Origin of the sequence: Shewanella aestuarii, from assembly GCF_011765625.1 — a bacterium.
Lineage (GTDB): Bacteria > Pseudomonadota > Gammaproteobacteria > Enterobacterales > Shewanellaceae > Shewanella > Shewanella aestuarii_A.
In genome coordinates, this window is record NZ_CP050313.1 from 3,108,372 (window position 1) to 3,128,805 (window position 20,434).

Annotated in this window: 15 protein-coding genes and 1 riboswitch; of the genes, 4 read left to right on the plus strand and 11 right to left on the minus strand. The window is 43.3% G+C overall.

Going from position 1 to position 20,434, the window contains the following annotated elements; genetic code table 11:
• Positions 1-282: 282 nt before the first annotated feature.
• The 8 genes from cobO to HBH39_RS13705 form a co-directional block, all read right to left on the minus strand.
• Entirely contained in the window at positions 283-912 is a 630-nt protein-coding gene (gene cobO, locus HBH39_RS13670; RefSeq protein WP_167679173.1) for a cob(I)yrinic acid a,c-diamide adenosyltransferase, read from the minus strand.
• Positions 909-2,453, minus strand: coding sequence for a cobyric acid synthase (locus HBH39_RS13675; protein ID WP_167679174.1), 1,545 nt, complete (start codon positions 2,451-2,453; stop codon positions 909-911). Before HBH39_RS13675 ends, cobO begins: the two co-directional genes overlap by 4 nt.
• Entirely contained in the window at positions 2,450-3,025 is a 576-nt protein-coding gene (gene cobU / locus HBH39_RS13680; RefSeq protein WP_167679175.1) for a bifunctional adenosylcobinamide kinase/adenosylcobinamide-phosphate guanylyltransferase, read from the minus strand. Before cobU ends, HBH39_RS13675 begins: the two co-directional genes overlap by 4 nt.
• Complete coding sequence (locus HBH39_RS13685) at positions 3,025-3,810, minus strand: adenosylcobinamide-GDP ribazoletransferase (RefSeq protein ID WP_167679176.1); 786 nt, start codon at positions 3,808-3,810, stop codon at positions 3,025-3,027. Before HBH39_RS13685 ends, cobU begins: the two co-directional genes overlap by 1 nt.
• A gap of 18 nt (positions 3,811-3,828) precedes the next feature.
• Positions 3,829-4,875 carry a nicotinate-nucleotide--dimethylbenzimidazole phosphoribosyltransferase gene (gene cobT / locus HBH39_RS13690; RefSeq protein WP_167679177.1) on the minus strand — a complete coding sequence of 349 codons (1,047 nt, stop codon included), beginning with the start codon at positions 4,873-4,875 and terminating at the stop codon, positions 3,829-3,831.
• 54 nt (positions 4,876-4,929) lie between these two features.
• Positions 4,930-6,045, minus strand: a complete 1,116-nt coding sequence (locus tag HBH39_RS13695) for a FecCD family ABC transporter permease (RefSeq protein WP_167679178.1) — start codon at positions 6,043-6,045, stop codon at positions 4,930-4,932.
• Complete coding sequence (locus HBH39_RS13700; protein WP_167679179.1) at positions 6,032-6,862, minus strand: ABC transporter ATP-binding protein; 831 nt, start codon at positions 6,860-6,862, stop codon at positions 6,032-6,034. Before HBH39_RS13700 ends, HBH39_RS13695 begins: the two co-directional genes overlap by 14 nt.
• A 97-nt stretch (positions 6,863-6,959) precedes the next feature.
• Positions 6,960-7,093: riboswitch (cobalamin riboswitch) on the minus strand.
• Between the two features lie 2 nt (positions 7,094-7,095).
• Complete coding sequence (locus HBH39_RS13705; protein WP_167679180.1) at positions 7,096-7,773, minus strand: histidine phosphatase family protein; 678 nt, start codon at positions 7,771-7,773, stop codon at positions 7,096-7,098.
• Positions 7,774-7,961: 188 nt separating this feature from the next.
• On the opposite strand from HBH39_RS13705, the gene metH reads away from it, so the two are divergent.
• Entirely contained in the window at positions 7,962-11,678 is a 3,717-nt protein-coding gene (gene metH, locus HBH39_RS13710; protein WP_167679181.1) for a methionine synthase, read from the plus strand.
• A gap of 283 nt (positions 11,679-11,961) precedes the next feature.
• On the opposite strand, the gene HBH39_RS13715 is transcribed toward metH, so the two are convergent.
• Entirely contained in the window at positions 11,962-13,815 is a 1,854-nt protein-coding gene (locus HBH39_RS13715; RefSeq protein ID WP_167679182.1) for a tetratricopeptide repeat-containing diguanylate cyclase, read from the minus strand.
• A 210-nt stretch (positions 13,816-14,025) separates the two neighbouring features.
• Here HBH39_RS13715 and HBH39_RS13720 point away from each other — a divergent pair, with 210 nt between their 5' ends.
• Both HBH39_RS13720 and HBH39_RS13725 read left to right on the plus strand, forming a co-directional pair.
• Positions 14,026-14,535, plus strand: coding sequence for a helix-turn-helix domain-containing protein (locus HBH39_RS13720; RefSeq protein WP_167679183.1), 510 nt, complete (start codon positions 14,026-14,028; stop codon positions 14,533-14,535).
• On the plus strand, positions 14,532-15,377 hold the full coding sequence (locus tag HBH39_RS13725; RefSeq protein ID WP_167679184.1) for an IS3 family transposase: 846 nt from the start codon (positions 14,532-14,534) through the stop codon (positions 15,375-15,377). The genes HBH39_RS13720 and HBH39_RS13725 overlap by 4 nt, the downstream gene beginning before the upstream one ends.
• Positions 15,378-15,658: 281 nt before the next feature.
• Here HBH39_RS13725 and HBH39_RS13730 read toward each other — a convergent pair whose 3' ends face one another.
• Both HBH39_RS13730 and HBH39_RS13735 read right to left on the minus strand, forming a co-directional pair.
• Positions 15,659-16,945, minus strand: a complete 1,287-nt coding sequence (locus tag HBH39_RS13730) for an acetyl-CoA hydrolase/transferase family protein (RefSeq protein WP_167679186.1) — start codon at positions 16,943-16,945, stop codon at positions 15,659-15,661.
• A gap of 157 nt (positions 16,946-17,102) precedes the next feature.
• A complete protein-coding gene (locus HBH39_RS13735; protein ID WP_167679188.1) occupies positions 17,103-18,047 on the minus strand; it encodes a GGDEF domain-containing protein in 945 nt (314 codons plus the stop codon).
• Positions 18,048-18,358: 311 nt separating this feature from the next.
• Here HBH39_RS13735 and fusA point away from each other — a divergent pair, with 311 nt between their 5' ends.
• Positions 18,359-20,407, plus strand: coding sequence for an elongation factor G (gene fusA, locus HBH39_RS13740; RefSeq protein ID WP_167679190.1), 2,049 nt, complete (start codon positions 18,359-18,361; stop codon positions 20,405-20,407).
• Positions 20,408-20,434: the final 27 nt, after the last annotated feature.

The following is a 20,434-nucleotide window of genomic DNA, read 5'->3' on the forward strand; positions in this document are numbered from 1 at the left end:
TAAAGGGGTTATTGTCAATTCAATTTGAATTAAGTTCATCGAGACTCTTTATTTGAAGAACCCGTGAGCTTGGCATGGATGCCAAGCCAGCTTTCAAAACCTAATGCATACCAAATAAAGCCAAATCGAAGAGATAAAATAACCCTGTGCAGATGCGGCTGAGGGTATCGAAAACAGGACGTTTTCGTTAAGCGGCCATGGATGGCGTACAGCGTCCCGAAGCAGTATCTGTAAAGGGGTTATTGTCAGATCAAGTCTGAGCTAGTACAGATAATAAAAACCTTAATAATCAAATCCAAGTTGCGCTTTGATACCTGCATTAAAGGCATGTTTTATCGGTTGCACCTCGCTCACGGTATCAGCTAACTCTATGATTTCACGATGGCAAGCTCGACCGGTAATAATCACATGCTGCATGGCTGGACGGTTTTTAAGTGCCGTTAACACGCGTTCTAACTCAATATAATGGTAACTCACCATATAGGTTAGCTCGTCTAACAACACTAAGTTAACGGACTCATCTTTTAGCAGCTTTTCAGCTTCAAGCCATGCTTCCATGGCGGCCTCAGTGTCTTTTGCTTTATCTTGGGTCTCCCACGTAAAACCTGTACCCATTACGTGAAACTCAACCCCAGCACCTTCCAATAAATTGCGCTCACCACATGCCCAAGTGCCTTTAATAAATTGCACCACGGCAGCTTTATGACCATGACCAACAGCACGCGCAACTGAGCCAAAACCTGATGTCGACTTACCTTTACCGTTGCCTGTCAGTACCAGCAAAATGCCCTTTTCTTCCTGAGCTGCGGCAATTTTAGCATCAACGCCTTGCTTTACTTTTTGCTGACGCGCTTTATGGCGTTGGGCCTTTTGATCGACTTGGTTGTCGTTTTCATTTGTGTCACGGCTCATGCAATCACTCCTGTTAATTTATCGACATCAAGATGTGCTTCCAACACATCCGCTAGACGATTTAATTGCTGTTCTCGAATTTGGTTGATATCAATTAGGTCGGCTTGTTCAAGGCCTGCCCACTGTAAAATTAATTGGCAGGCATCAGGTTGATCAAACAAACCATGAATATAAGTACCAAAAATTTGATTATCGGCGCTGATTTGACCATCGGATTTAGGGGCAAATGAGGCTGTTGTTAACTCAATGGGCGTGGCTAAACCGCTAAGGGTTGAGGTTGATTGACCACAGTGGATCTCATAACCACAGAAGCTTGCTTGCTGGCCATTTAAATGTAAGTAACCACTTACTTGAGTTAATGTTTTATGTTCCATTAGCTCAGTGGTGATAGCCAATAAACCTAAACCTTGTTCGCATCCTGCGGTATCTTCAATGCCTTGCGGGTCATTAATGTGCTGACCAAGCATTTGATAGCCGCCGCATATACCAATCACTTTGCCGCCATAACGTAAGTGTTTACTAACCAGTTTATCCCAGCCCAGTTGGCGCATAAACGCTAAATCGGCGCGCACATTTTTACTACCGGGTAAAATGATTAAATCGGCTTGAATCACACTTTGTAAAGGATTGTCGGCTAACGACAAATAACTAAACTCAATCTGGGGATGTAATCTAAGTGGATCAAAGTCTGTGTGATTGCTGATCCGCGGAAACACCAACACCAATACTTTTAGCTTGGTACGCTCAGCGCTATTTACAGGTGAGCTTGTCACACTGTTTGACTGTGGAATTAACGCATCTTCAGCATCTAAATGTAAGTCATGTAAATAAGGTAATACCCCTAGTACGGGTTTTTGGGTGTGGTTTTCAAGCCAGTCAATGCCTGATTGCAGTAAGCTTATATCACCGCGAAAACGGTTAATAACAAAGCCTTTGACCCGTGCTTGCTCGGTTTCACTTAGCAAGGCTAATGTGCCAACCAGATGGGCAAAAACCCCGCCTTTATCAATATCAGCAATAATGATCACTGGGCAATTGGCGACTTCAGCAAAGCCCATATTAGCAATATCGCCTTGGCGTAAATTGATTTCAGCAGGGCTACCGGCCCCTTCTATCAGTACCAATTGGTATTGTGCGGTTAAACGCTGATATGACTGCATCACAGCCGTTAATGCATGCGCTTTATAACCACGACTTTGCGGGCCAAAAAAAGCGTTTGCTTCTAGTGTGGTTAACGCTTTACCGTGAATAATGACCTGTGCCCCTGTGTCGGAGCTAGGTTTAAGCAGTACTGGATTAAAATCAGTGTGGGGTGCTAAATAACAGGCCGTGGCTTGCAGCGCTTGAGCACGACCAATTTCGCCACCATCAAGAGTTACCGCACTATTTAGCGCCATATTTTGTGGTTTAAATGGTGCAACCTTTACGCCTTTACGGGCAAATAAACGGCATAACCCCGCCACTAAGGTACTTTTTCCGGCATCTGATGTGGTGCCTTGCACCATTAACGCCCCTTGAATTTGGCTATCAGCGGCTTTCATGATGGTTTACTCGACTTAAGTGACAAAGGTAATCCGGCAACCACTAAGCTGACATCATCGGCAATGGTGGCAATGGCTTGATTTAGCCAACCAGCCTCATCGACAAATTCTCTGCTTAGCTCACCAAGCGGCACAATGCCTGATCCCACTTCATTACTGACTAAGATAATATCCGCTTGCAACTTAGGTAACAGACTCAATAATTGCTGTTTTTCAGCTAACCAAGACCTGTTCAGCGCTGCACATTGATTTGAATCGCCTTGCTCACAGGCGAATAAATGATTGGTGATATATAAGGTTAAACAGTCAACTAAGATAATTTGATTAGGCTTATCAATTTGCTTCAGGGTTGCTGCCAGTGCCAACGGGGCTTCAATGGTGTGCCATTTCACGTTACTGGTAATTCGGTCTTGCTGATGCCGCTGAATACGGCGCTGCATTTCATCATCACCGGCGGTTGCCGTGGCAATATAAATTGCCGATAAGTCTTCATCAACAAGCCTTTCAGCCACCCGTTGCTCAGCGTAGCGACTTTTGCCGCTTCTCGCGCCACCTAACACCAAATGCAGCATTAACTTAAGCCAACAGCAAGAATAACCAGATAACAGACAAGTTCTGATATTTGCTGTGCCGCTCCTAAGGTATCGCCAGTGTAACCGCCGATTTGACGTCTAAAAAAGTTGGCCAGTAAAAAGCGGACACACCATAAAATAATAAATAAGCTAAAAGCCACCACACCATTAAGCCACAGCAATACAAACAACCCTGACGCCAATAAAATAAACAAGTCATTTAAGGATTGCTGCTCGGCTAACGGTTTTGATTTCGCGCTGTCATCATCACGCACATATTGTTCACTAAAAATCAGGCTGCTGGCCAATACACGGCTTAAGGTATTAGCCACCACTAAACCAGTCACTGCGGCCATCGGACTAAAAAGGGCTAGCTCTACCAACAATTGCCATTTCAGTAGCAAAGCGAGGCCAATGGCTAACGCGCCATAACTGCCAAGGCGAGAATCTTTCATTATTTTCAGCTTGTCTGCAACACTCCAGCCACCACCAAAACCATCGGCAGTGTCAGCCAAGCCGTCTTCATGAAAACCACCGGTCAGCAATACGCCAACGACCATGGCCAATAATACCGCCACACTGGCCGGTAAAATTAGTTGTGCCAACCAGAAGATTGCGCCAGTAATAACGCCAATTAACAGTCCCACCACGCCAAAATAGCGGCTGGATTTATTCAGTTTTTCAGCATCAACTGTTACCCATGACGGGATAGGTAAGCGGGTAAAAAAGCTCAGTGCCACAAAAAAAAGAGTTAATTGGCGCAAGCCTAGGTATTTAGTCGACATAAGTTCCTTTAATGACAATTACACTACGTTTTTAACACCAGCACTGTCAAAGCTGGCCATCTCATTATAAAAATTGACTGCCCCTTGAATTAACGGCAGTGCTAATGCTGCACCGGTTCCTTCACCTAAACGTAAGCCGAGTGACAACAAGGGCGTGGCATTTAAATGAGTCAACATCAGTTTATGTCCTTGCTCATCTGACTGATGCGCAAAAATCAAATAATCACTTACCGCAGGGTGAAGTTTCACTGCCACTAATGCAGCGGCGCTCGCAATAAAGCCATCAATCACGACTAGCATTTTACGCTCAGCCGCGGCCAAAATAGCCCCTGTCATTTGCACAATTTCAAAGCCGCCCAAATGAGCTAACACATGCACTGGCGACACCAGCTTACTGCGATGCATTTTTAAGGCTTCATTGATTAATGCCTTTTTAAGCTCGAAGGTTTTGTCATCTACGCCAGTGCCACGCCCCACACATTTTTGTACATCTAAATCTAATAAGGACGCCATAATCGCTGCGGCCGACGAGCTATTACCTATGCCCATTTCACCTATGGCAATTAAATTACAGCCAGATAACGCATGACGCTCAACCACTTCTGCAGCGGCTTCAAAGCCTTTTCTAACATGTTCTAGGGTCATTGCGGGGGCTAAATGTATGGCCTCGGTGCCATTACCTAAACGATGTTCAGTCACCCCTTTTGCCCCTAGAGGCGCCAACATACCGCAATCAATCACTTCAAGGTTAAAACCCATTTGGCGACAAAATACATTAACGGCCGCACCACCTTGAACAAAATTAGCCACCATTTGGCGGGTAACTTCACTGGGCGCTATCGATACCCCATATTGTGCAATGCCGTGATCAGCAGCAAACACCAATAATCCCGGCTGTTTTATATGTAATTGGCTGATATTAGGATCACGACTTAACTGCACTTGAGCGACTTTTTTTGCCAAACCTTCAAGTTGGCCTAATGCCCCTTTAGGTTTGGTTTTTTGATCAATTTTACTTTGAATTTGTTCATCAAATCGATGCGTTACAGGATCAACGGCAAACATAGTGACTCCATGCCTTTTGGCAACTACTTATAAATAACACCAACTAGGTCATCATTAACGACGATGACGCAAAATAAACAAGAAAAAAACACTGCCAATGGCAGCGGTAATTATGCCAACAGGTAACTCTTGATTACCCAAAACACAGCGGGCAATCACATCAATCCACACCATAAAAATTCCGCCCACAAGCGCGGTAATAACCATTGGCTGACGGCCGGGCAATAATAAGCGCACACAATGGGGGATCATCAATCCCACAAAGCCAATGCCACCACAGCTAGCAACTAACACCGCAGTGATCAATGAGCATAACAACAGCATATTTAAACGAAGCTTCGCCACATTTACCCCTAAGGTATGGGCGGCTTCATCCCCCGCTTGCAACGCCACAATTTGTCGCTTTAGGGCTAAAATAATGACCAAGCTAAAAAGTACAACCAATACGGGTAACACAACCCCAGACCAACTGGCTTTAGCAAAGCTGCCTAGGGTCCAAAACAGAACTGACGCGGCAGCCTGTGGGCTAGAAAAATACAACAACAAACTGGTTAATGCGCCAAACATAAATGAGGTAGCCACCCCAGATAACAGCATGCGTTCAACCTGACTGACCCGCCCTAAACCCGATAAACTCAGCACCACTAAAACCGATAAACTCGCCCCTAAAAATGCACCAATAGGCAGGAGTAAATTTTGCCAGTTCCACCAGCTAGCAATTGCAGCAGCCTGTAATAATGATGAATCAACAACACCCGCAAACAAGCCTGTATCAGCTAAAACTGAAAACACCACCACAGCGCCAAAAGAAGCCCCTGAACTGATACCAAATAAATATGGATCAGCCAACGGATTACGGGTGACAATTTGTAACACGCTACCTGCAATCGCCAGTCCAGCGCCTGCCACAAACGCCAATACTATGCGAGGAAAACGTAGTTCAAAGATGATTCGCTCAACAATACTTCCCCCCAAAGTGCCACTGGTTGATGGATCTTGCGTGGGGGTGAGTTCTGACTTAAATAGGCTATTAACAAGAAGGTGAACCACATCACTAAAATGAATATTGGCAGCCCCAAAACTTGCCGCAGCCATAGGGGTGAGTAAGGTCACAAGGATTAAGCAAAATAGCAACAGCTGATAACGAACTTGGTGTTTACTCTGACTCATGTGGGCTCGCTATTTTACTGGTACTGTTGCCAATGGCGCGCTGATAACCATAATAGTAACTAATCAGTGGCTTACCATGTTGTGGATGCTCGGTTACTTCACAGCACACCTCAAACACTTGACCAATTTGCGCCTCAGTTAACACCTCTGATGGGGAACCTTTAGCAACAAGCTGGCCTTTATTAAGCAGTAATAAGCTGTCACACATGGCACTGGCTAAATTAAGATCGTGAATTGAAGCAATTACGGTAATACCTAAGCTTTTGACTAATTCAAGAATTTGAATTTGATAACGAATATCTAAATGATTGGTTGGCTCATCTAAAATAAGTAACTTAGGCCGCTGAACAATCGCTCTGGCAATTAACGCCCGTTGTTTTTCGCCACCTGATAATTGCCCATATTGTAAAAAGGCTTTATCAGCTAAGCCCACTTTCAGCAATGCCTGCTCAACTAACTGAATATCATGAGTCGTTTGACCATCAAACAGACCTTTGTGTGGTGTTAATCCCATTGCAACTAATTGGGTGGTATTCATATCAAAAAATGGGGGAGTATCTTGTTGCACCACCGCCACTTGGGTTGCAAATTTCTTGGCAGAATAGCGACAGATATTATCGCCAAATAAGGCAATCTCACCACAAGTTGGGCGAATAAAGCGGTAAAGACAGCGCAGCAAACTTGATTTACCAGCGCCATTAGGGCCAATAATCCCCAGCATTTGCCCTTGGGGTAGCTCAAATTCAATACCCGATAAAATATCGATATCATCAACGCGCCAAGCTAATTGACTAACGGACAAAGCAGCGGCTGTCATAAATGACGCCTAGAAAGATGAGGGGCGGCACTTGCTTGGCAAGTACGGCAAATTAATAACTTCATATACGCTCCACTGAGTGTTCCCGCTCAGGCGTTAAAAATGAAAGTGATAAGCTGGTATCTGACTTTTTAAATGCGCTTATTAAAGGTGAATAAACACATATAAATCACAGTTGCGGGTACAGTTCGGGCTTGCCCGATTCCCAATACCTATCACCTATAAAATAGGGGTTAATGCTGGCCTATTTTGGCGCTTAGCGTCGGCCAATTCAATCTAAAACTGATGTCATCAAGTGAAACGAGTGGTTTATCATCTATATAAGCGTCAACACTAACGAGTGCACCATAGGGTATAGCAAGCTGGCTATACAATGTCGCCGATTTCCTCATATCTAAAATTAACCCGATAACAGTGCGGATCACCCCGCCATGGGTAACTACTAAGCTGCTTGCGTGTGATTGATCCTCACACCTTTTAGTAAGACTCAGCTGTTGCAGAATAAATAAGAGTACTTGCTCAACCCGCTGAGTAAACAATGCCAATGGCTCTGCATTGTTTGGCGTGTTATCTGCATCCCAAGGATTAGCGTAATAAGCACTTACCTGCCCGCCATATTGCTGATACAGGTGCTGCCATAACTCACCATCCCAGTCACCAAAATCAATTTCTTGTAAATCGGCTAATGTCGATATGGGCAAAGCATGCTGTTTTGCGATATCGTCACTCCATAGTTGGCAGCGCTGTAATGGCGACGTAAATACACAATCAGGCAGTTTGGGCAGACTATTAAAAGCTTGATTCATTTGAGCTTCCCCCTCAAATGATAAAGCAACATCGGTTCGACCTCGCACTATGTCACCGCCTTCACAATGGCCATGACGCAAGAAAACCATTTGAAGATGTTTCATTTAATTTAGCCTTGCCCTGTTAGTCACAACTCACGTATTATGGACGTCTATACGTATAAATGTCCAAAATATTTTTTATCTTGGCAATTTTAGATGGCAGCCCGCCAATCAAGGTAAAGTCAATTTGGCAAAAAATCGCTTTGCACGCAATTTGGCGGCATTGCCCTGCATTAAAAAGGTATTCGGTTATGGCGAAGACGACTCATTACAGTCAAACATATCAGCAGCTTAGTGCTCTTCTCAAACAGCGCATTGTTATTCTTGATGGCGCAATGGGCACCATGATCCAAGACTACAAATTGGAAGAAGCCGATTACCGTGGTGAGCGCTTTAAAGATTGGCATTGCGATGTCAAAGGCAACAACGATTTATTGGTGTTATCACAGCCACACATTATCAAGCAAATTCATCGAGAATACTTGCTGGCCGGTGCCGACATTATTGAAACTAACACCTTTAATGCCACCACAATTGCCATGGCCGACTATGACATGCAGTCGTTATCGGCTGAAATTAACCTTGAAGGCGCCAGAGTCGCCCGCCAAGCTGCCGATGAAATAGCCGAACAAACGGGCCAACCACGCTATGTTGCCGGGGTACTTGGTCCAACCAATCGTACCTGCTCTATCAGCCCAGATGTGAACGATCCTGGTTATCGCAACATTCATTTTGATGACCTAGTGGCTGCTTACATTGAATCCACCAGCGCATTAATTGAAGGCGGTGCAGATATCATTATGGTTGAAACCATTTTTGATACCTTAAATGCCAAAGCCGCTTTATTTGCCATCGAAACCGTGTTTGACAACATTGGCGAACGCCTGCCAGTGATGATTTCGGGCACCATTACCGACGCTTCTGGGCGCACCTTAACAGGCCAAACGACTGAAGCATTTTACAACTCTTTACGCCACATTAAACCATTATCAATCGGCCTAAACTGTGCATTAGGCCCAAAAGAACTGCGCCCTTACGTCGAAGAATTATCTCGCATTGCTGAATGTCATGTATCAGCACACCCCAATGCAGGCCTGCCGAATGAATTTGGCGGTTATGATGAAACGCCAGAAGAAATGGCCGAGGTCATTGTCGACTGGGCAGCGGAAGGCATGCTAAATATTGTTGGCGGTTGTTGTGGAAGCACACCAGCACATATCAGCGCGATTCGCGATGCCGTTATCACCCACGCACCTCGCAGTATTCCTGACATCCCTGTAGCTTGTCGTTTATCAGGACTTGAACCACTAACCATCGATGGTAACTCGCTATTTGTGAATGTTGGCGAGCGCGCTAACGTCACAGGCTCGGCAAAGTTTTTACGCTTAATTAAAGAAGAAAAGTTTGAAGAAGCCTTAGATGTGGTGCGTGAGCAAGTAGAAAACGGCGCACAAATTATCGACGTCAACATGGATGAAGGCATGCTTGATGGCGCAGCGTCGATGACCAAGTTTTTAAACTTGATCGCCTCAGAGCCGGATATTTCCCGAGTACCGATTATGATCGACTCTTCAAAGTGGGAAGTGATAGAAGCTGGGCTAAAATGCGTACAAGGCAAGTCCATCGTAAACTCTATTTCGATGAAAGAAGGCGAACAAGCCTTTATTGAACAAGCCACCTTAGTGAAACGTTATGGCGCAGCAGCCATTGTGATGGCCTTTGACGAAGACGGCCAAGCCGATACCCGCCAACGTAAAACCGAAATTTGTACCCGTGCTTATCGCTTGTTAGTCGATGTCGTTGGTTTTCCGCCAGAAGATATCATCTTCGACCCAAATATTTTTGCCATCGCTACCGGTATTGACGAGCACGACAATTATGCGGTCGACTTTATTGAATCCATTAAAGACATAAAAGCCACCTTGCCTTATGCGATGATTTCAGGTGGCGTATCTAATGTGTCGTTCTCATTTAGAGGCAACAACCCAGTACGAGAAGCCATACACGCGGTATTTTTATATCATGCGATTCAAGCCGGTATGGACATGGGCATAGTTAACGCCGGGCAGTTAGCCATTTATGATGACATTGACCCAGAGTTAAAAGAGAAAGTTGAAAACGTGGTACTTAACCTGCCATGTCCAGTTGCAGATTCAAACAATACCGAACAACTACTCGATATTGCCGAAAAATATCGTGGTGATGGCCAGCAAGTCGCTAAAAAGGAAGATTTAGCATGGCGTAGCCTGTCCGTTAATGAGCGTTTATCCCATGCGCTTGTCAAAGGGATCACCGAATTTATTGACCAAGATACCGAAGAAGCACGCCAACAAGCCGTTCGCCCGTTAGATGTCATTGAAGGGCCATTAATGGATGGCATGAATGTAGTGGGCGACTTATTTGGCTCAGGCAAAATGTTCTTACCGCAAGTGGTGAAATCAGCAAGGGTAATGAAAAAAGCCGTGGCTTATTTAAACCCTTATATTGAAGCAGAAAAAGTGGAAGGCCAATCAAACGGTAAAATTTTAATGGTGACCGTTAAAGGTGATGTACACGATATCGGCAAAAACATTGTGGGTGTTGTACTTGCCTGTAATGGTTTTGAAGTGTTCGATCTTGGCGTTATGGTGTCGGTTGAGAAGATTCTTGCCGCCGTAAAAGAGCACAATATTGATATTATTGGTATGTCTGGGCTTATCACCCCAAGCCTTGATGAAATGGTGCATAACGTGAAAACCTTCCAACGTGAAGGGTTAACCATTCCAGCCATTATTGGCGGTGCCACCTGCTCTAAAATTCATACCGCAGTAAAAATTGCCCCACATTACCCCCATGGTGCGATTTACATCGCTGACGCCTCGCGCGCAGTGCCCATGGTGAGCAAATTAGTTAGCAATGAAACGCGCCAAGCAACCATTGATGCAACTTACGCTGAATACGACATCATGAGAGAAAAACGCCTGTCGCAAACCAAGCGTAAAACCATTGTTTCAATTGAAGCGGCTCGAGAAAACCGTTGCCAACATGACTGGCAAAACTACACCCCATTCACGCCCAACGTACTTGGTCGTCAGGTGTTTGATGATTACCCATTGACGGATTTAGTTGAACGAATTGACTGGACACCGTTTTTCAGAAGCTGGGAATTACATGGTCATTTTCCAGAAATTTTAGATGATAAAGTTGTCGGTGAAGAAGCCCGTAAGCTGTATGCCGATGGTAAAGCCATGCTAGAAACCATTATCAAAGAGAAATGGTTAACTGCCAAAGCTGTTATTGGTTTATTCCCAGCCAATACCGTCAACCATGACGATATTGAACTGTATACCGATGAGACAAGAACCCAAGTCGAAATGACGACCCATCACTTGCGGATGCAACTTGAGCGAGTGGGTAATGACAACTTCTGTTTAGCTGATTTTGTAGCCCCGAAAGACTCTGGTGTTGCTGACTACATGGGTGGCTTTGCGGTTACTGCAGGCCACGGTATTGACGAGCATGTTGCCCGTTTTGAAGCAAACCACGATGACTACAACGCCATCATGCTTAAATGCCTTGCTGACCGATTAGCTGAAGCCTTTGCTGAGCGCATGCACGAGCGAGTTCGTAAAGAGTTTTGGGGTTATGCTGCTGATGAGCAGCTAGATAACGAGGCCTTAATTCGTGAACGCTATAAAGGTATTCGCCCTGCACCGGGTTATCCAGCCTGCCCAGATCATACCGAAAAAGGCTTACTGTGGGATTTATTAAAACCCGATGAAACCATTGGTTTAAATATTACCGAAAGCTACGCCATGTTCCCAACCGCTGCTGTATCAGGTTGGTATTTTGCTCACCCTAAATCACGTTACTTTGGCGTGACCAATATTGGCCGCGATCAAGTAGAAGACTATGCCGCACGTAAAGGCATGAGCGTGACCGAAGCAGAAAAGTGGTTAGCGCCAGTGTTGGATTACGACCCAGAGTAAAGAGTGATGTGGAGTAATTATTAGGCTACTCCATTTGCAAACTTCGTTTGGATAAAAGATGTGGTCTATGCGCCACATTTTTTATGCCTAAGGTTTAGCCTAGAAAGTACCGACTGTTATTTAAATATCGCATTTTCATGATGCTCCAAGAGGGGGCGCAGTTCACAACCTTTTGGTCTAGTGTGGGCGAAGCCCCCAACTTACCTTGCCCGCAAGGCTAAATAAAGCAAACAGCATTAAGAAAATACATCAGGCGAACCAATATCTTTGAGCAAATAATCCATCAAGCCGCTTTAACACAATTACGCCCTGCTGATTTTGCTAGGTATAACGCTTCATCGGCTTTAATCAGCAACGACTCAAATGATTGCTCATGCGTAAACGAGGCAACACCCGCACTAATGGTTTGCTTTAATTCAGGTGCAATACTTGACCAATCGTGATGCGCGACAGTGGTAATTAAACGCTGCGCAATGAATATGGCAGTATCTTTATTGGTATTCGGAAGCAACACTAAAAATTCTTCGCCACCCACCCGACCAACAAGGTCAGTTTCACGCATTGTATTTGCCGCTAACTCCGCCAGTTTAATCAGCACATGATCGCCCACTTCATGGCCAAGTGAATCATTAACAGCTTTAAAGTAGTCGGCATCAAACGAAATAACTGAAAATGGTTGGTTATCGGCAGCGGCTTGCTTAAGAAAATCATTTCCACGCTCATAAGTATCACGTCGATTAGAAAGGTTAGTGAGGTAATCTGTTAATGCAAGACGTTTAAAAGTCCGTTTGGTGAGAATTTGCTTATAAGCAAAAATAGAAACAAAAATTAAAATAATGCAGCTTAAAATAATAATAATGATCTGCATGTTTTCATTGCGCTGCATAATAGCGAATTGCGCATCTTTGATTTTAGCGGCCTCTATGAGCAATTCATTTTCAGAGATAACTTGCTCTGTATCAAAACGTGCTTGCATTTCAGCATTACGTTCATCAAGGATTTTTTCATCCATTTGATGATGCAGCGCAATATAATCAGCTTGAGTATGAAATGACTCTTGCCAACGGTTTAACCCAGCTAACACTTCACTTTGTAGTAATAACGTTTCACTGATCCTTACATCATTTTGACTCGTCTGATAGGCTTGTTTTGCTTTAGTGAAATAGACCAAAGCTTGTTGCAGATTATTTTCATGCACCATCACTTGTGCAAGATAAAAATATAAGTGCCCCATCACATTAGGTAAACTGTCATTGATGTGAGTTTTAGCTTGTAATAAACGGAGTTTAGCTTGATTAAATTGCCCAAGCATAATCATGCTACCTGCCACCTCAATAGACATAAGCTCAGCATTGATTTGATGCCCCTCATCTAACCAATATTGTTGACTTTTTTTAAGACGCTCAATGGCTTGCTGATAATTTTTAAGCTTATGGAATGAAATAGCTATTTGATAATTAATGTCATTAGCATTAAATAATTGCCCCGAATCAATATAATATTGCTCTAGCTTCATTTGATACTTTAACGCGGAAGCGGGATCGCCAAAGCGACTATAAGTCGAAGCAATATCACTTAAATTATAGGCTTCCCAATAAGGAGAGTTTAATGACTCGTATAACTGTTGGGCGGTGATAAAATCTTCTAATGCGGCACTGTAATTGCCTTTGAAAGAATACATTCTGCCACGAATGTTACGACCATCGGCAATTAGACGAGGGTTATCGATTTTATAGGCATACTCAATCCCTTTATTGACATCCCCAAAAGCACCATCAGGATCAGAAGCCATGTCTTTAAACCAACCTCGACACAGGTATAAATCCGCTAAAATCTCTGATGGAAACGGATCTGAATAAAGGATGATTTGGTTATCAGCGTAACGGATACCTTGCTGAAGCAGCTCTGGGGTCGAGTTTTTTTGATACCAGCAATAAGTTCGTACATAACGTTTTTGCCTTTCTGTATCATCAGGGTGGATTAATGTTGCTAATTCAGCAATCGCTTGCTGAATATCATCTTCTAAAGGAATAAGGCCTTCAAGTAATTGCAACAAAATTTCATCAGCGCGAGTTTCATTTTCAGTTTGGTCACCAATAGCGCTTGGACTGATACCACTTAGGACGACAAAAAGCATCGCGCACACCCATAAGGGGACAAACTTTGATAAATCCATTAATCCTTTAACCTTAAATCCATAAATTTAGATAAATAGCAAAACAATGACCATTTTTAACTGCTGTCAAATCAATGGGTATCTGTAGTCATCTTTAAAGGCTTTAAAAACGAATTGGTTCATTTTGAACAGACCCCCAATAGTTGGACACCAATTATTGGGGGTCTTTTTATGTATAAGCATAAACGAGAATTCAAATTAACTGTTTCAAAACGTCATTTATCTGGTGAGTCACCTATTCAACTAGCTAAAGAGTTTAAAATACATCCTAGGCTGGTCAAATACTGGAGTCAGGTATACTCCATTCATCAATTTGAGGCCTTTCGTGACGGGCATGAATATCAGACTGCAGATGCAAAGTTCTCTGCATTAAATCTGATGTGGACAAATCAATGGTCAATCAGCCACACTAGCGCTGTCTTAAATTTGTCTAGCCCAGGCATCTTATATATGTGGGAAAAACACTATATCTCTGATGGCATAAACGGCTTGCGCTCAAAAACTAAAGGTCGGCCAAAAATGAAACTTCGCTCAAATTCACAAGCCCAAAAATCTGATGACCAGAAGAGCATTGAAGAGTTAAAAGAAGAGCTTGCCTACCTTCGAGCGGAGAACGCTGTTTTAAAAAAGTTAGAGGAGCTGGAACAGCAAAAACGTCAACAAACAAAGAAAAAGCGTTGATAGTTCTGGCTCTAAAAAATGAGTATTCCCTTAAGCACTTACTTAACGCTGTAGAGCTACCTAGAAGCGTGTTCTATTACCAAAAAAAGTCATTAGGTAAACCGGTCCCTTATCAAGAGGAGCGGAAGCTCATTAGTGATATTTACCATGAACATAAAGGGCGATATGGCTACCGTAGAGTGCACTTAGAGTTGCGTAAAACGTACAAAATGAATAAGAAAACAGTACAGAGATTAATGCTTGAGCTAGGCTTGAAATCCACGGTTAGGCCTAAAAAGTATAGCTCTTACAAAGGTGAGCAAGGCCAAGTAGCACCTAACGTTTTAAAGCGTGACTTCAACGCCGACAAGCCCGATGAAAAATGGGTAACCGATGTTACAGAGTTCAAAGTAAAGGGGCAAAAAGTCTATTTATCACCTGTAATAGATACGTTCAATCAAGAAGTTGTCGCTTATCGAGTTGAAAAGCATGTTCGTTTAACATTGGTCACTGGCATGTTAGAAGATTCATTGGCAAAGCTTGATAGTCGGTCAAAGCCAATCGTTCATAGTGATCAAGGTTGGCAATATCGCCATAGCAAATACAAGAAAATGTTGAAAGATGCAGGATTAACTCAAAGCATGTCGAGAAAAGGGAACTGTCTAGACAATGCAGTAGCAGAGAACTTCTTCGCTTTACTTAAAACAGAAATGTATCATGGACGTCAATTTGAAAGCGCAAATGAGCTAATTAGCGCAATCAAAGAATACATAACGTATTACAACCAAAAGAGAATTAAGGTTAAACTAAAAGGCCTAACTCCGGTTGAGTACCGAAATCAGGCCTTAAAAGAAGCCGCTTAACTAGAAATGTCCAACTTTATGGGGTCACTTCATTTCAGGTAGCATTTTTAAATGATTGATACAAACTGATACGTCATGAGGCATTTGAACAGCCGATGAAGTATAGATGCTTTAACGGTTTACTTTATATACCACACCTGAACACTCAACACTCAACACTCAACACTCAACACTCAACACTCAACACTCAACACTCAACACTCAACACTCAACAATATTATTTGGCAGCTTAGAAAAAAGTTATCCTGTTTGCGAGCATATTCAAAAAATCAGTCAAGTAACTAAACCTTCAGCCCCCACATATCAAAAGTTTCTTGGCAAAGCAGATCTCTAAAGTCAGGATGAGCAATATCGATTAAGGCACGAGCACGTTCTCGTAACGATTTACCCCGCAGATTAGCTATGCCATATTCGGTGACGATGTAATGCACATGGGCACGGGTAGTAACAACCCCAGCACCAGGTGACAAAACGGTGGCGATCCTTGAAACCGTACCTTTAGCTGCAGTACTTGGCAATGCAATCACTGAGCGGCCGCCCTCAGATAACCCTGCTCCACGAATAAAGTCCATTTGCCCGCCCACCCCTGAATAAATTCGCGTCCCCAATGAGTCAGCACAAATTTGTCCAGAAATATCCACCTGTAATGCCGAGTTTATCGCCATCACATTAGGATTCTTACGAATAATAGCCGTATCATTAACTTGCTCTATGTCCATAAAAATGACTGATGGATTGTCATTTACATAATCGTAAAGTCGCTGACTACCCAAGGCGAACCCCGTCACCAATTTACCCGGATGCACTTTTTTACGGCTGTTATTAATCACCCCAAGCTCAACCAGATTAAGCACACCGTCTGAAAATAGCTCGGTATGTACGCCTAAATCTTTATGATCAGTCAAACAAGACAACACAGCATCAGGAATTGCACCTATGCCCATTTGCAAACAGTCACCATCTCGTACTAGTTTTGCCACATGTTGACCAATCGCCAAGCTAGTGGCGTCACTTGCTGCCAGTGGATGCTGGGGTAATGGCACACTTTGCTCATACACTGCGGCAAATTTATGATAATGAATAAAGCCATCACCATGAGTGCGTGGCATTTGCGGGTTGATATGTGCAATTATTTTTTTCGCCATTTGACAGGCAGCAAGGGTAGCTTCTACCGATATGCCTAATGAACAAATACCATGCTGATCTGGCGGTGATACTTGAATAATAGCAGTATCAATAGGCTGTTCTCCTGAACGAAATAGTTTAGGTACTTCAGATAAAAAGATAGGCACATAATCAGCATCACCTTGCTGTAACAGCAACCTTGTGGGCAAGCCACCAAAAAAACAACGATGACGAATATGTTGCTTTAAACGTGGATCGCTCAGTGATTCTGCGCATTCAGTATGTAATTGCAGCAAGGTTAAATTTTGCTTAGTTAGCGCATGCACAGCTAACGCATCAAGTAATACTTTAGGGGTTGCGCCCATAGAGTGAGTCCATAACGTTTCACCGTCTTCAATTAATGAAATGGCCTCTAATGCAGTGTTACAAATAATTGGTTTCATTGATGTTGCCCAAAAATATGCCTAAAGCTAGTGTAAGGGCTAATCTAACGCTTTGACAGCATTAGTGATGTTGTCTTTGATCTTGAGCAATAGTTGATTTGATCTCGAAATCCGTTTAACCCATGCACCGAGTAACTACCACGTTAAAAACGAGCCGTTACTCGCACAGGTATTCACTGCACACCTGATTGCGTCCGTTATTTTTTGCCATATACAAAAAGGTATCGGCTTGATTAATTAACTCTCGTAGGGTTTGACCTTGAAAATGGCTAACACCGCAACTAATGGTCAGCGAGAGCGACAATTGATCAATAACCAGTGGCGTATTAGCTAATGTTTCTCTTAGCACATTTGCCTGCTGCAGGAGTTGTTGTTTAAAGTTGGCAAGCTCAATTGGTGCTTTAACTAAAATAAGAAACTCTTCCCCACCCCAGCGTATCACGGTATCGTCTTGCCCTTTTATCTGGCTAAATAGGTCGGCAATATGCTGCAATGCTTTGTCGCCAACGCCATGACCATGCTGATCATTGACCCGTTTAAAATGATCAACATCAATCATCATCACCCCATATTGTATATCGCCATTAATGGCTAAATTGATATTCTTTACCGCTAGCGCAATGCCTTCACGGCGGTTATAACACCCCGTCAGCACATCAAACGTCGCATTATTTATCAATGTGGCTTCTAACTTTTTTTGCTCGGTGATGTCAAATATCACTCCTATTAACCCAGCGACATTACCTTGCAGATCAACAAAGCTGGTTTTATGAAATTTGACAAAGACAGGTTCACCTTCATTATTGCGAATTTCAACCTCATAAATTTGCACACCAGGATTATCAAATAATGCCTTATCGGCACTTTGATAAATATCGGCCAAATCTTTTGCAAACAAGTCATAAACACTGGCCCCTACCAAGTCTTCTCGGGATATTTTGATGAAATCTTCAAATGCTTTATTACAACCTAAGTAAATGCCGTTGATATCTTTGTAAAAAATCGGCACAGGCAAGGTATCAATCGTAAATTGCAAAAAGGGATTATCCTTGGAAAAAAATGCCGATATATCAATCATGGCTAAGGGATCATTCAATAACATCAAAGTCCTCTCATAAAAAGCATTCAAAATGAGTATAGCTTCACTATCAATAAAAGCACTGTAAATTAAGCGCTTAACATCCTCACAAATACCGCCAAACGAAAGCAAAACTCTTGTGCAGTTTTTTGAATATATTGCTGATTTAAATCGTGATCTTGATCAAAAGAACATCAAATTGACAAGCCTATACTGGTCATAAGAAAGCCAATCATTTTTCGCTTCACCATATGCAGCAAAGTCGATGTTGTTTGCCGTGTCACCCTATCGAAGTGCTGCTATGCATCTTAAAACATAAAACAAAGGAGGCCATCATGGCTGAGTTCACCACCGAACAGATAAGGAATTTAGCAGTGCTAGGGCACACTGGCTCGGGTAAGTCTTCATTGCTAGAGGCATTACTGTTTCAAGGTAAGGCTATCCCCCAAAAAGGCAGGGTCGATAAGGGCACAAATCATGCTGATTTCACTGCCCAAGAAAAAGACCATCGCCATAGCCTAGAACCTTCTTTTCTTAATCTTGACATCGACAATCATCACATTAACTTTATCGATACCCCAGGTTTACCAGACTTTTTTGGCCGCGCCTTATTACCGCTTCCCGGCGTTGAAACCGTTTTATTAGTCATAAACGCTGCCGCTGGTATTGAAACTATTACTCAACGGGCATTTGATGCAGCCAGAGCACAAGGTAAAGTGGTATTAATTGCTATCAACCATATTGATGAAAATGCGCAGCGACTCCCTGCGTTACTGCAAGATATTCAAACTAAATTTGGCCACCGCTGTTTACCAGTCAACTTACCTAACGCAGCACTTGATGATGTAATTGATTGCTACCTTCACCCTGAACCTCAATTGCAAGGCAGTGCATTATTTCACGATATTAGTGCAGCAAGAGATGAGCTAGTTGATACCGTATTAGAAGAAGACGATGAATTAATGTCGCTTTACCTTGAGCAAGGTGAATCGCTAAGTCCTGAGCAATTACACGAACCGTTAGAAACCGCACTGCGAATGGGCCACTTAGTTCCAGTTTGCTTTACCAGTGCAGAAAATGAAGTCGGTATCGCGGCTTTATTGGAGCTTATTATTAAGCTGTGTCCTAATCCACTTGAAGCTAATCCACCACAATTCATCAAAGGTTCTGGTGAAAACGCCCTTCCTGTCGATGTGACCCAGTCAGCAACTGATCACGTACTCGCTCATGTATTTAGGGTTTCTATCGATCCGTTCCTTGGCCGAATGGGAGTATTTCGTGTTCATCAAGGTACCATCACCTTAGGCATGAAGCTATTTGTTGGCGATAACCGTAAACCTGTTAAAGTCAGCAGTTTATTTAAATTACAAGGCGATCAACAAATTGCGGTAACCTGCGCAATCCCCGGTGATATTTGCGCCGTGTCTAAAGTCGATGAGCTCACCGTCGGTGCAGTATTACATGACAGTCACGACGAAGATGAATTTAGCTTACCTGAGTTAAGCTTTCCTCAACCTATCTTTGGTTTAGCCATTTCGGCAAAACGTCGCGGTGATGAGCAAAAAATTGCTGAAGTACTCAATAAATTAGTCGCTGAAGATCCCAGCTTACATATCGCCAAAAATGAAGCTGAAGGACAAACCGTGCTGCAAGGACAAGGTGATTTGCACCTTCAAATCGCTCTCGAAAAAGCCCACAACATGTTTAAGGTTGATTTAGAAACCCAAGTGCCTGCAGTGGCTTACCGCGAAACCATTACCAAAGCAGCCACAGCGCGTTATCGTCATAAAAAACAATCTGGCGGCTCAGGTCAATTTGGTGAAGTTGAAATCACTATCGAGCCTTTACCAAGAGGTACAGGTTTTGAGTTTGTCAGCAAAGTGGTGGGCGGCTCAGTTCCCAGTCAGTATATTCCAGCCGTTGAAAAAGGAGTTAAAGAAGCCATGATTAGCGGCGCACTGGCAGGCTATCCGATGCAAGACATTAAAGTCACCTTACTTGATGGCAAACATCACAGTGTTGACTCTAAAGAAATTGCCTTTGTGATGGCGGGCAAAAAAGCATTTTTAGATGCTGTTGAACAAGCTTCAGCAGTGATCCTCGAGCCGATTGTGGAAATGCAAGTGAGTGTAGCGCAAGAGCATGTAGGTGATATTACGGGCGATATCAGTGCAAATCGCGGCATTATTTGCGGCACACAAGCAACAGATAACAACAAGGTTTCTGTCGCAGTAGAGGCACCATTAGCCACAGTTGATGATTATTCAACTCGGCTGAAATCAATGACAGGTGGCGATGGCCAATTTGCTATGACATTTAGCCGTTATGACATAGTGCCTGAACATGTGCAACGCCAGTTAATAGCCGAAACCAAGCTAGATTAGCAGACAAAACAACAGGAGGGCTAATGC

Coding starts and splice junctions, on each gene's coding strand:
- HBH39_RS13735 (WP_167679188.1), bottom strand. CDS start 18,047: ATGTTATTGAATGATCCCTTAGCCATGATTGATATATCGGCATTTTTT.
- HBH39_RS13700 (WP_167679179.1), bottom strand. CDS start 6,862: ATGACAGCCGCTGCTTTGTCCGTTAGTCAATTAGCTTGGCGCGTTGAT.
- cobU (WP_167679175.1), bottom strand. CDS start 3,025: ATGCTGCATTTGGTGTTAGGTGGCGCGAGAAGCGGCAAAAGTCGCTAC.
- HBH39_RS13695 (WP_167679178.1), bottom strand. CDS start 6,045: ATGAGTCAGAGTAAACACCAAGTTCGTTATCAGCTGTTGCTATTTTGC.
- metH (WP_167679181.1), top strand. CDS start 7,962: ATGGCGAAGACGACTCATTACAGTCAAACATATCAGCAGCTTAGTGCT.
- HBH39_RS13685 (WP_167679176.1), bottom strand. CDS start 3,810: ATGTCGACTAAATACCTAGGCTTGCGCCAATTAACTCTTTTTTTTGTG.
- fusA (WP_167679190.1), top strand. CDS start 18,359: ATGGCTGAGTTCACCACCGAACAGATAAGGAATTTAGCAGTGCTAGGG.
- HBH39_RS13720 (WP_167679183.1), top strand. CDS start 14,026: ATGTATAAGCATAAACGAGAATTCAAATTAACTGTTTCAAAACGTCAT.
- HBH39_RS13705 (WP_167679180.1), bottom strand. CDS start 7,773: ATGAAACATCTTCAAATGGTTTTCTTGCGTCATGGCCATTGTGAAGGC.
- cobO (WP_167679173.1), bottom strand. CDS start 912: ATGAGCCGTGACACAAATGAAAACGACAACCAAGTCGATCAAAAGGCC.
- cobT (WP_167679177.1), bottom strand. CDS start 4,875: ATGTTTGCCGTTGATCCTGTAACGCATCGATTTGATGAACAAATTCAA.
- HBH39_RS13715 (WP_167679182.1), bottom strand. CDS start 13,815: ATGCTTTTTGTCGTCCTAAGTGGTATCAGTCCAAGCGCTATTGGTGAC.
- HBH39_RS13730 (WP_167679186.1), bottom strand. CDS start 16,945: ATGAAACCAATTATTTGTAACACTGCATTAGAGGCCATTTCATTAATT.
- HBH39_RS13675 (WP_167679174.1), bottom strand. CDS start 2,453: ATGAAAGCCGCTGATAGCCAAATTCAAGGGGCGTTAATGGTGCAAGGC.